This window comes from Brevundimonas aurantiaca, from assembly GCF_904830995.1.
GTDB classification, from domain to species: Bacteria; Pseudomonadota; Alphaproteobacteria; order Caulobacterales; family Caulobacteraceae; genus Brevundimonas; species Brevundimonas aurantiaca.
The window spans coordinates 1,205,377-1,214,500 of record NZ_CAJGVD010000001.1 but is presented as its reverse complement, the minus strand read 5'-3'; the positions used below and the strand labels follow the sequence as shown (position 1 = coordinate 1,214,500).

The following is a 9,124-nucleotide window of genomic DNA, read 5'->3' as shown; positions in this document are numbered from 1 at the left end:
GGGAGTTCTAGAATGGGCCTCAGCATCAAGCGCGCCGAGACGGAGCGCAAGGCCCGCGCCGTCGCCGAGCGGCTGGGGGTCAGTCTGACTGAGGCGATCGACATCGCCCTGGACAAGACCTGGCGGGAACTGACCGCCGACGAGGCGGCGGCGGAGCGGGCGACGAAGCGCGAGGCGCTGTTCGCCTATCTGCGGACCTTGCCGCCCGGCGATGGCCGGTCTCTTCGGGAAATCGACGACGAAATGTACGACGAGCACGGGCTTCCGCGCTGATGGTCATCGACACCTCGGTGTTCGTCGCTATCGTACTGGGCGAGCCGGAAGCTTCGCATTTCGACGAGCGAATTCGGGCCGCAGAAACTCGTATGGTCAGTGTCGCGACCTGGGTCGAGTTGACTGCTGTGCTCAGCGCGCGGCTCGGAATGGACGCGAGGCCTGTGGCGGCCCGGCTGCACGCCGACTATGGGCTGGATCTGGTTCCGGTCGACCTGGCGCAGATGCGGATCGCGTGCGAAGCCATGGTGCGGTTCGGCAAAGGGCGGCATCTGGCGCGGCTGAACTATGGCGACTGTTTCGCCTATGCGCTGAGCCGCAGCAGGGGCGAACCCTTGCTGTTCAAGGGAGAGGACTTCGGCAGGACCGATGTCGCGGCCGTGATCTGAGCCAGGGAAGGACGGACGGAACGGGTCGGGCGCCGCGCCATTGTCTCCTGGCGACAAAGGAGCATCCGCATGACCGACACCCCGATAGACCCCGCCGCCACACCTGAAGACGAAGACCGGGCCGAGATCGCCGCCGACGACGCCGGCGCCTCCGCCATGGCCGAAGAGGCGCAAAAGGAGGTCGAGGAGACCGAGGAAGACGGGGAGGGCATCTGATGGCCTCCCACGATCTGACCAAGCCCAGCCCCGCCGAGCACCAGCAGATGGACCGGTCCAACGATCCCGAAACGACGCGGAAGATGGATGCGGCGGCGCCGGAGGCGGCCCTGGCCAGCCGCCGCCAGCGGATGACCGGAGAGGCGACCGGCGTCGGCAGCGTCGGCTATGACGAGGACGGCGCCTTTGACGTGGGGGCGGGCAAGGCGGTTCCGCCCTCGACCTCGACCTAGGCGGCGCGTTCGACTCCAGGCTTGAGGCGGAACACGAGAAGGACGCCGCCGACGAGCAGGATCACGGCGCCGGCCAGGGCCGTGAAGGCCACCGCCGGCTTTTCCGCCTGTTCCGCGACGAAGGCGCCCAGGAGGCCCCAGGCCGTCGGGAGGGGATAGGCCAGGGTCCGCAGCGCCGCCGTCACCGCCAGGGCGACCCCTGTCGTGGCGACGATGGCAAGCACCGCCCATGCCGTCGGCGACAGGGCGGCGGGCAGGGCGTCGAAGGCGGTGAGGGTGGTGATCAGATTCAGCGGCGCCGCCACCGTCAGCCAGCCGGCCAGGGCGGCGAGGGGCCAGACCAGCAGCAGCCGGTCGCGATCGAAGCGGGCGAGCCGCCGCACCTCGCCCGACAGGGCCAGCATCGGCGCCAAGAGGGCGATCAGGGTGGCGAAGATGATGACGACGCTGGCCGCCTTCAGGTTCAGGGCCGCCACGATGATCCAGAGACCCAGGCCGAAGAAGGCCACGGCGGAGGGCCAGCCCATCCGGTTGATCAGGACGCTCTCGCCTGTCTGGGGGAGAACCTGACGCACGGCGTAGGCCAGAAGCCCCAGATAGATCAGGCCCCAGATCGAAAAGGCGTAGCCGGCGACCCGCAGGGTCTGGTTCCCTTCAGCGGCGAACTCGGCTTGGGTCAGGCCCAGCCCGGCCAGGTTCTGAACCAGGGGGACGACCACGGCGAAGACGGCGGCGGCCAGGACCACCAGGCGACGGGTGCGCTGAGCGGGCGTGGGGCGAAGGATCGAAGACATGGGGGTTCCACTTCACGGTTCAGCGCTCTGTACGCCCCACGGGGACGGAAGGTTCACCGGCCTGGGTTGAAAATGTGAAGCTTGCGAGAGAGGGACGGCCCATGCTGGTGTCGCCGGATGATCCGTTGCCGCCTTCACGCCTGCGCCGGCCTGGCCGTTCTGCTTCTCGGGGCGTGGGGAAGCGACCCGGCCCTGGGCCAGGCCCAGGCCCAGGCCGCGCCCGCGCTGGTTCTGAACGCCTCGGCCGAGGCGGCCTGGGCCGAGGTGCGCGCGGCCCTGACGCCGCCGCAGCAGGCCCTGGCCGTGCGGCGCTTCATGGCGGCCCTGGCGAACGCCAACGGGCGACCGGTCGTCCCGCCGATGGACGCGCGCGAGATCGCCTCCGGCCGGGCGGCGGCGGCGGACGATCCCGCCCTGCTGCAAAGGCCCCAGGCCTATGAGGCGACCTTGAGCGTGGGCGGGCGGTTCCTGACCTTCCGGCCCTTGTCCCGCGCCAGTCTGGAGCCCTTGACGCGACGGGGCGCCCCCTAAAACACTGTCCGATGTGTCCGATGTGTCCGATGTGTCCGATGTGTCCGAAACCGGCGCCGACTCCGTCAAAGACCCCCTGAACCATACGCCCGCTTGCCGCAGCGGCGGGTCGTTTGGGTTGGGGCTTCTGCAAGCCGTTGAAGCGCCGAGGGTTCCATCTGAGAATTGCACCGACGTCAGGAACCGGCGGCCGTGCGGCCGGTTGTCAGTCCAGTTCCAACTGGAGAGGCGACATGGCCGATCAGACCGAAACCCCGCATTTCGAAACCGATGAAGTCGCCGCCAACCGCGCCATCGAAAACGGTCAGGGCGTCGGCGCCCGCGAACTGGCCGCCCAGCGCGAGCCAGGCGGCGTCAACACCGCCGATGAAGACCCCGAACTCGAGAACGGCGTCTCGGTGATCGAGGACGGCGACGATGCTTTGGATGAGAACCTGGCGGTTCAGGGCGTGGACGACGCGGGCTGATCCCACCTTGCCGAGGATGAACGCGGGGGGCGCGGGCGCCGCCCTCTTTCACGCCTAAGGCGCGGATGTTCCAGGTCGCCATCAGCAGACTGTCGCCGGCCATCTTGGACCCCACGGCGTCCCAGGGCGTTCAGCCGCTGGAGGTCGTCCAGCACCGCCTGGGGCGGTGGATCGAGAATAGTCGCCATGATCACCCCCGAGACGCTGATGCACGTTCAGGTTAGCCAAGAACGCGATCATCACGGGTCACGAGCGCGAGAGAACCTTGGTTCTTCTAAGCCCCAGCCCTCAAAGGGGGGCTGGCGACCGTGAGTCCTAATCCATCCTGAAGTTGATGGAGAAGACGATTATCCCGTCTTCCAGGCGCCGGCCTGCGGCTGCCGCCTCGTCATTGAGGCGGAGCCGCGCCCGATCCACCGAGCGCAAGGCTTCTCGCCCCAGGCCGTAACCTCGCGGCCATTCGCTTTCGATTTGGCAGTTCACCAGCCGACCGTCGTTTTCAGCGCCGCAGGACAGGACGGCGTAACCTTCCGTCGGCGATCGGCCGCCGACAGGGGCCGGGAACCGGGGTCTGGGAACGATTTCCCATCGCGCGAGCGCAGGAAGCGTTTCTCGCCCGTCGCCCTCCGTGTCCTTGTCGCGGGGATCGATCAGAGGCCGACCGCAGGCGGTCAAGGTCTGCTCAAGGGCGGTGCTGGACGGGTTGAGGGCCATGATGAAGCGGTAGCGTCGGTGGTCGGGGCCTTGGGCGACGATCTGGAGCTCGCCGCCTTCCGCCAATTGGCGCGCCACCATGGCCGGCAGACGGCTGAAAGCCGTCGTGCGATCCTCTCCCACGGTCCAGACGGTGGTTTTAAGAGCCGCATCTTCTCCGACCGAAAGCCCAAGATCGCGCGTCGTGGCGCGTGCGGGGGCCTCGGGCAGGCCGGTGATGAAAAGGTCGTAGGCCCCGTCGATGCATCGGGCGACCAGGGTGACGCCCGAAGTGAATTCAGCAAGGGCCAGGGTGGCCTTTCGCTCGGGAATGGAGGTCAACACCCAGTCTTCTTGGGGCGGCGGCGCGTCCTGCGCCTTCGCGGAGACGGCGCCGGCCAAGAGGGCGGAAACGGCGAGGGCGGGGAGGAGGGCTTTCATAACCCCACTCCGCCTCAACGCATGATTGCCGTCAAGCCGCCGCGTAGATGCTCTGGAACAGAACCGCGCCGTCGGCGGAGCCCAGTTCGGCCTCAAAGGCGCGGTCGGGGTGGGGCATCATGCCGAGCACATTGCCGCGCGCATTCTGGATGCCGGCGATGTCGTTGACCGAGCCGTTGGGGTTGTCGACGTAGCGGAAGACCACCTGGCCCTCGCCCTCGATCCGGGCCAGGGTCTCGGCGTCGGCGAAGAAGTTTCCGTCGCCGTTGCCCTGGGTCATGATCACTTCGCGCTGGCCCTGATAGCCGGCGGTGAACCGGGTCTGGCCGTTGGCGACGGTCAGGCTGATGGGTTTGCAGACGTATTTCAGGCCCTTGTTGCGCAAGAGGGCGCCGGGCAGCAGGCCGGCCTCGCACAGGATCTGGAAGCCGTTGCAGATGCCGACCACGGCCACGCCGTCGTCCGCCGCCTTCTTCACGGCCTGCATCACCGGCGACTGGGCCGCCATGGCGCCGCAGCGCAGATAGTCGCCGTAGGAGAAGCCGCCGGGAATGACGATCAGGTCCAGGCCCTGGGGCAGTTCGGTCTCGGCGTGCCAGACCATCGAGACGGGCTCGCCGGTGGAGCGTTCGACGGCGACCTTGCAGTCGCGATCACAGTTGGAACCGGGGAAGACGATGACGGCTGCGCTCATGGCGCGGGCCTCTAGCACCGTTTTCAGCAAATGTCAGTGCGCGGGTTCAAGAAGTCCGAGGCGGGTCTCGATCCGGCCGAGACGGGCGTCCTGACGATCAACGATCTGATAGAGGTTGGAGACGTCTTGGTTCAGGCCGTTGAGGTGGAGGCGCATGGCCTGAAGTTCGCCCTTCACGTCGGCGATGTTGCCGTCGATCCGATCCAGGCGCGTCTGCATCGACTTCAGCACTTCGTAGATGAGGTCATTGGTGACGTCCGCCATACGCCCATACTACCATAAACTGTGGTTACGCCAAACGCTCCGACGCAGCACATTTGCGCCCCGCCAACCAGGCGATCACGAAGATTGCAAACCCGCCCAGGGACAGGCCCATGCCGACCCAGCCGGTCGAGGTCCAGCCGTAGCCGGCGGCGATGGCCAGACCGCCGAGAAGCGGGCCCAGCGCATTGGCGGTGTTGAAGGCCGAGTGGTTCAAGGCCGCAGCCAGGGTCTGGGCGTCGCCGGCGACGTCCATCAGACGGGTCTGAAGCACCGAGCCCAGGCCGCCGCCGCCGCCGATCAGAAAGACCACGACCATGACGGCCCACAGGTGAGGCGCGGCCAACGGATAGAGGGCCAGGGCGGCGGCGCTCCACAGCAGCAGGCCGCCCGCCGCCGGAAAGCCGATCCGGTCGGCCGCCCAGGCCCCCAGAATATTGCCCAGGAACATGCCGACGCCGAAGACGGCGAAGACCCAAGGCAGGATCTCCGGCCCCACGCCGGTCACCGCCTGAAGCGTCGAAGCCAGATAGGCGTAGACGCAGAACATGCCGCCGAAGCCGATCGCGCCGACGCCGAGCGTCAGCCAGACCTGGCTCCGCTTCAGGGCGCCCAGTTCGCGCAAGGGGCTGGCGTCGGCATGGGCGGGGTCGCGCGGGGCGAACAGGGCGACCAACCCCATGGTGATCACGGCCAGGACGCTGACGATGGCGAAGGTCCAGCGCCAGCCGAAGGCGTGGCTGACCAGATTGGCGAAGGGGACGCCGATGACGGTGGCGACCGTCAGCCCCATCAGAATGGTCGAGACGGCGCGGGTGCGCAGGTGAAGCGGCACGATGGAGGCGGCGACCAGGGCCGCCACGCCGAAATAGGCGCCGTGGGGCACGCCGCTGAGGAAGCGGAAGACCAGCATCCATTCATAGGTGGGCGCCATGGCCGACAGGCCGTTGCCGACGGCGAACAGGGCCATGAAGCCGATAAGCAGCAGCCAGCGGGGGCTGCGCGCGCCCAGCACCGCCAGGATGGGCGCCCCGACCACCACGCCGGCGGCATAGGCGCTGATCACATGGCCGGCCGTGGGGGCGTCGACGCCCAGGCCGGCGGCGAAGTCCGGCAGGATGCTCATGGCCGCGAACTCGGTCACGCCGATGGCGAAACCGCCCATGGCCAGGGCGATCAGGATCAGGGCCACACGGCCCGCAGCCATGGGTCTTACGGCGACGTCAGTGTCGGCCACGGCGCCGGAGACGGCCATTCGAAAATCCTGGAACGAGAGAGGGGAGGGGTGTTGCGCTGCAACATAGGCGGCCCCTCTCAGGCTTCAACCCGCTGGAAATGATCGTCGATCACATAAGGTTGCGGCGCGGCCGCCGAGGGGCGGGCTCAGCCCAGGTTCTCATAGGTCGCGGTGATCGAGGCCTTGGCCAGGGTGTGGAAATGCAGGTTGAAGCCGAACACCGCGCCGGAATCGTCGGCGGTGACGTCCAGCCGCTCCACGTCCACGGCGAAGACGGTGAAGACATAGCGGTGCGGGCCGTGGCCGGGCGGCGGGGCGGCGCCGCCGAAGCCGACCTTGCCGTAGTCGGTGCGGCCCTGGACGGCGCTGGTCGGCAACTGACCGCCGGGCGAGCCGGCGCCGGTCGCCAGTTCGGTCACAGCGGCGGGGATGTTGGCGACCGTCCAGTGCCAGAAGCCGGAGCCGGTGGGGGCATCGGGATCATAGCAGGTGACGGCGTAGCTCTTCGTCCCGTCCGGCGCGCCCGACCAGGCGAGGTGGGGCGAGGTGTTGCCCTTGGCGTGAACCTGGGCGTCGGGCAGGACGCCGCCGTCCTGAATGTCGGTGGAGGTGAGGGTGAAGGGCATAGGTGCTCCGTCGTTCAAGCCGTTAGCTTAACTAGGAGTCCGCTGTATGGATGCAAGCGCCTCTTCCGCACCTTCGCGCGGAAGAGGCCGAATGCTTCAAGCCGCCTCGATACGGTAGCCTTCGATCACCGTATTGGCGAGCAGCTGCTCGCACATCTTCTTGGCCTCGCCTTGCGGATCCTCGACGCCGTCCAGGTCGAACTCGATCAGCTTGCCGACGCGGGCGTTGGACACGCCCGACCAGCCCAGACCCTGCAGAGCCCCTTCGACGGCCTTGCCCTGGACGTCCAGAACGCCGGGCTTGAGGAAGACGTGAACCTTGATTTTGGCCATCAGCCGTTGCCTTTCATGAAGGGAGTGAAGTCGGACCAGTTCTCGACGCGGAAGCCGCGAACGTCCTTCACGCATTGGGGGAACCAGGGCAGAGCCTTGAGGGCGGTCATGGCCAGAGTCAGATTAGCGAGGTCCGGGATCTCAGTGAGATAGACGCTCTGTTGGACGCGGTGGAAATCATAGCGTTTCAGCGTCCGTTCGATCTCGCGATACGCCTGCCTCACCCCGGCGGGATGGATAGCGGTCGTCTCGTTGAGGTCCAGATCGAAGGAAATGGCGAACATCAGGCCAGGGGGTCGTTTTCGGCGTCGGCCAGCGGATAGTCGAAGGCTTCGTCGCTGTCGATTAGACAGGCCCTGATGCGGTCCCCGACAATGGCGGTCACTTCATAGACCGGCCCGACGCCCGCGATGCGGCGAAAGCGGCTGGTTCCGGCCAGGTCAATGGACCGTCGGAACTCGCCGCCCTCTTCCGCGACGTCAATCATCAGTGCAGGCCGCCCTGGATCACCGTCGGCATGCCCTTCATGATGCCCAGGCGACGGGCGACTTCGGTGTAGCTTTCGATGACATTGCCCAGGTCGCGGCGGAAGCGGTCCTTGTCCATCTTCTCGCCGGTCGAGGAGTCCCACAGGCGGCAGGAATCGGGGCTGATCTCGTCGGCCAGGATGACGCGGCTGAAGTCGTTCTCCCAGATGCGGCCGAACTCGATCTTGAAATCGACCAGGGTGATGCCGACCGCGCTGAACAGACCTGACAGATAGTCGTTGACCCGAACCGTCATCGCCAGGATGTCGTCCAGTTCCTGGGTCGAGGCCCAGTTGAAGGCGGTGATGTGCTCTTCGGTGACCATCGGGTCGTTGAGCTCGTCCTTCTTGTAGTAGAATTCGATGATCGAGCGGGGCAGGGGCGTGCCTTCCTCGATGCCCAGACGCTGGCTCATCGAGCCGGCGACGATGTTGCGGCAGACGACTTCCAGCGGAATGATCTCGACTTCGCGGATCAGCTGCTCGCGCAGGTTCAGGCGTTTGATGAAGTGGTTGGTCACGCCGATGCCGTTCAGGCGCGACATGATGAATTCGCTGATCTGGTTGTTGACCACGCCCTTGCCTTCGAGAACGGCCTTCTTCTGGGCGTTGAAGGCGGTGGCGTCGTCCTTGAAGTACTGGATCAGGGTGCCGGGCTCGGGCCCTTCGTACAGGATCTTGGCCTTGCCCTCGTAGATCTTCTTGCGTTTGCTGTTCATATTCCGGTCCCGGCTTACGGGCGCCCTCCAGAAACAAAAATCGCGCGGCCATGGTGGAAAGGGGAAGACCCGGTCCTGGCGGCGCGTTTTGGAATCGTTCGGGCAGTCAATCTCGTTCGGCGTCTCCTTAGCGGAAGGCGGCCCTCGACACAAATGAACGCCGCGTGCGACGCCGCAACAGGACCAAGGTCTACGCAAGCCATGTTGCGTTCGGGCGCGGGCGGGCTATAGACGGCGCTTGCCCCGAGGTCAGGGGTGTGCGGAGCTTGCTGAGCGACATGACGACGTTCGACGATCGGGAAAAGGGCTTTGAGGCCAAGTTCGCCCTCGATCAGGAGCAGGAATTCAAGGCCATCGCCCGGCGCAACAAGATGCTGGGCCTGTGGGCGGCCGAGAAGATGGGCCTGTCGGCCGACAGCGCGGACCAGTACGCCGCCGCCATCGTGCGCGCCGACATGGAGCAGCCGGGCGACGAAGACGTGTTCCGCAAGGTCGCCGGCGACTTCAAGGCCTCGGGCCTGACGGTCTCGGAGGGCGAAATCCGCTCCAAGATCGACGAACTGGCCTCGATCGCCCGCGAACAGATTCGCGCCGGCGAATAGGACTTTCGGCCTTCGGGCCTTCAGACGTCGAAAGGGCCGCACCCGGGGGAAAGTGCGGCCCTTTCTTTTTGCCGGGGACGTTGGGGGAT

General features: G+C 66.7%; 17 protein-coding genes. 7 read left to right on the top strand and 10 right to left on the bottom strand.

The window, feature by feature from the left end; translation table 11 throughout:
- The first annotated feature begins 12 nt into the window (after positions 1–12).
- From JMT67_RS06125 to JMT67_RS06110, 4 genes are all read left to right on the top strand, one after another.
- Positions 13–273, top strand: coding sequence for a type II toxin-antitoxin system VapB family antitoxin (locus JMT67_RS06125; protein ID WP_201462977.1), 261 nt, complete (start codon positions 13–15; stop codon positions 271–273).
- Positions 273–662, top strand: a complete 390-nt coding sequence (locus JMT67_RS06120; protein WP_201462976.1) for a type II toxin-antitoxin system VapC family toxin — start codon at positions 273–275, stop codon at positions 660–662. The genes JMT67_RS06125 and JMT67_RS06120 overlap by 1 nt, the downstream gene beginning before the upstream one ends.
- A gap of 69 nt (positions 663–731) precedes the next feature.
- Entirely contained in the window at positions 732–878 is a 147-nt protein-coding gene (locus JMT67_RS06115) for a hypothetical protein (protein WP_201462975.1), read from the top strand.
- Complete coding sequence (locus JMT67_RS06110) at positions 878–1,111, top strand: Tat pathway signal protein (RefSeq protein WP_201462974.1); 234 nt, start codon at positions 878–880, stop codon at positions 1,109–1,111. Before JMT67_RS06115 ends, JMT67_RS06110 begins: the two co-directional genes overlap by 1 nt.
- On the opposite strand, the gene JMT67_RS06105 is transcribed toward JMT67_RS06110, so the two are convergent.
- Positions 1,108–1,905, bottom strand: coding sequence for a hypothetical protein (locus JMT67_RS06105; RefSeq protein ID WP_201462973.1), 798 nt, complete (start codon positions 1,903–1,905; stop codon positions 1,108–1,110). The two genes, JMT67_RS06110 and JMT67_RS06105, sit on opposite strands and share 4 nt — an antisense overlap.
- A gap of 117 nt (positions 1,906–2,022) precedes the next feature.
- Between JMT67_RS06105 and JMT67_RS06100 the strand changes: the two genes are divergently transcribed.
- Together JMT67_RS06100 and JMT67_RS06095 are read left to right on the top strand one after the other, a co-directional pair.
- Entirely contained in the window at positions 2,023–2,436 is a 414-nt protein-coding gene (locus JMT67_RS06100) for a hypothetical protein (protein WP_201462972.1), read from the top strand.
- A 233-nt stretch (positions 2,437–2,669) separates the two neighbouring features.
- A complete protein-coding gene (locus JMT67_RS06095) occupies positions 2,670–2,903 on the top strand; it encodes a hypothetical protein (RefSeq protein WP_182714085.1) in 234 nt (77 codons plus the stop codon).
- A gap of 315 nt (positions 2,904–3,218) precedes the next feature.
- On the opposite strand, the gene JMT67_RS06090 is transcribed toward JMT67_RS06095, so the two are convergent.
- From JMT67_RS06090 to purC, 9 genes are all read right to left on the bottom strand, one after another.
- Positions 3,219–4,037: an energy transducer TonB gene (locus tag JMT67_RS06090; RefSeq protein WP_224764395.1), complete on the bottom strand. Its 819-nt coding sequence runs from the start codon at positions 4,035–4,037 to the stop codon at positions 3,219–3,221.
- A 31-nt stretch (positions 4,038–4,068) separates the two neighbouring features.
- A complete protein-coding gene (purQ, locus tag JMT67_RS06085; RefSeq protein WP_201462971.1) occupies positions 4,069–4,731 on the bottom strand; it encodes a phosphoribosylformylglycinamidine synthase subunit PurQ in 663 nt (220 codons plus the stop codon).
- Between the two features lie 33 nt (positions 4,732–4,764).
- Entirely contained in the window at positions 4,765–4,995 is a 231-nt protein-coding gene (locus JMT67_RS06080) for a hypothetical protein (RefSeq protein WP_054766405.1), read from the bottom strand.
- 25 nt (positions 4,996–5,020) lie between these two features.
- Positions 5,021–6,247, bottom strand: coding sequence for an MFS transporter (locus JMT67_RS06075; protein WP_201462970.1), 1,227 nt, complete (start codon positions 6,245–6,247; stop codon positions 5,021–5,023).
- A 128-nt stretch (positions 6,248–6,375) separates the two neighbouring features.
- Complete coding sequence (locus tag JMT67_RS06070) at positions 6,376–6,855, bottom strand: YbhB/YbcL family Raf kinase inhibitor-like protein (protein WP_201462969.1); 480 nt, start codon at positions 6,853–6,855, stop codon at positions 6,376–6,378.
- Positions 6,856–6,951: 96 nt separating this feature from the next.
- Positions 6,952–7,188, bottom strand: a complete 237-nt coding sequence (purS, locus tag JMT67_RS06065; RefSeq protein WP_191554365.1) for a phosphoribosylformylglycinamidine synthase subunit PurS — start codon at positions 7,186–7,188, stop codon at positions 6,952–6,954.
- Positions 7,188–7,472 carry a hypothetical protein gene (locus JMT67_RS06060; RefSeq protein WP_054766402.1) on the bottom strand — a complete coding sequence of 95 codons (285 nt, stop codon included), beginning with the start codon at positions 7,470–7,472 and terminating at the stop codon, positions 7,188–7,190. The genes purS and JMT67_RS06060 overlap by 1 nt, the downstream gene beginning before the upstream one ends.
- Positions 7,472–7,675, bottom strand: coding sequence for a hypothetical protein (locus JMT67_RS06055; RefSeq protein ID WP_183214917.1), 204 nt, complete (start codon positions 7,673–7,675; stop codon positions 7,472–7,474). The genes JMT67_RS06060 and JMT67_RS06055 overlap by 1 nt, the downstream gene beginning before the upstream one ends.
- The gene (gene purC, locus JMT67_RS06050; protein ID WP_054766400.1) at positions 7,675–8,433 is read right to left on the bottom strand and encodes a phosphoribosylaminoimidazolesuccinocarboxamide synthase; all 759 of its coding nucleotides are present in this window, start codon (positions 8,431–8,433) and stop codon (positions 7,675–7,677) included. The genes JMT67_RS06055 and purC overlap by 1 nt, the downstream gene beginning before the upstream one ends.
- 278 nt (positions 8,434–8,711) lie before the next feature.
- On the opposite strand from purC, the gene JMT67_RS06045 reads away from it, so the two are divergent.
- Entirely contained in the window at positions 8,712–9,035 is a 324-nt protein-coding gene (locus JMT67_RS06045; protein ID WP_054767022.1) for a DUF1476 domain-containing protein, read from the top strand.
- Positions 9,036–9,124 lie beyond the last annotated feature (89 nt).

What these genes read in the sequence shown, in the direction of transcription:
- purC (WP_054766400.1), bottom strand. Translation starts at nt 8,433, where the DNA reads ATGAACAGCAAACGCAAGAAGATCTACGAGGGCAAGGCCAAGATCCTG.
- JMT67_RS06045 (WP_054767022.1), top strand. Translation starts at nt 8,712, where the DNA reads ATGACGACGTTCGACGATCGGGAAAAGGGCTTTGAGGCCAAGTTCGCC.
- JMT67_RS06070 (WP_201462969.1), bottom strand. Translation starts at nt 6,855, where the DNA reads ATGCCCTTCACCCTCACCTCCACCGACATTCAGGACGGCGGCGTCCTG.
- JMT67_RS06080 (WP_054766405.1), bottom strand. Translation starts at nt 4,995, where the DNA reads ATGGCGGACGTCACCAATGACCTCATCTACGAAGTGCTGAAGTCGATG.
- JMT67_RS06055 (WP_183214917.1), bottom strand. Translation starts at nt 7,675, where the DNA reads ATGATTGACGTCGCGGAAGAGGGCGGCGAGTTCCGACGGTCCATTGAC.
- JMT67_RS06120 (WP_201462976.1), top strand. Translation starts at nt 273, where the DNA reads ATGGTCATCGACACCTCGGTGTTCGTCGCTATCGTACTGGGCGAGCCG.
- JMT67_RS06100 (WP_201462972.1), top strand. Translation starts at nt 2,023, where the DNA reads ATGATCCGTTGCCGCCTTCACGCCTGCGCCGGCCTGGCCGTTCTGCTT.
- purQ (WP_201462971.1), bottom strand. Translation starts at nt 4,731, where the DNA reads ATGAGCGCAGCCGTCATCGTCTTCCCCGGTTCCAACTGTGATCGCGAC.
- purS (WP_191554365.1), bottom strand. Translation starts at nt 7,188, where the DNA reads ATGGCCAAAATCAAGGTTCACGTCTTCCTCAAGCCCGGCGTTCTGGAC.
- JMT67_RS06095 (WP_182714085.1), top strand. Translation starts at nt 2,670, where the DNA reads ATGGCCGATCAGACCGAAACCCCGCATTTCGAAACCGATGAAGTCGCC.
- JMT67_RS06115 (WP_201462975.1), top strand. Translation starts at nt 732, where the DNA reads ATGACCGACACCCCGATAGACCCCGCCGCCACACCTGAAGACGAAGAC.
- JMT67_RS06125 (WP_201462977.1), top strand. Translation starts at nt 13, where the DNA reads ATGGGCCTCAGCATCAAGCGCGCCGAGACGGAGCGCAAGGCCCGCGCC.
- JMT67_RS06110 (WP_201462974.1), top strand. Translation starts at nt 878, where the DNA reads ATGGCCTCCCACGATCTGACCAAGCCCAGCCCCGCCGAGCACCAGCAG.
- JMT67_RS06105 (WP_201462973.1), bottom strand. Translation starts at nt 1,905, where the DNA reads ATGTCTTCGATCCTTCGCCCCACGCCCGCTCAGCGCACCCGTCGCCTG.
- JMT67_RS06060 (WP_054766402.1), bottom strand. Translation starts at nt 7,472, where the DNA reads ATGTTCGCCATTTCCTTCGATCTGGACCTCAACGAGACGACCGCTATC.
- JMT67_RS06090 (WP_224764395.1), bottom strand. Translation starts at nt 4,037, where the DNA reads ATGAAAGCCCTCCTCCCCGCCCTCGCCGTTTCCGCCCTCTTGGCCGGC.
- JMT67_RS06075 (WP_201462970.1), bottom strand. Translation starts at nt 6,247, where the DNA reads ATGGCCGTCTCCGGCGCCGTGGCCGACACTGACGTCGCCGTAAGACCC.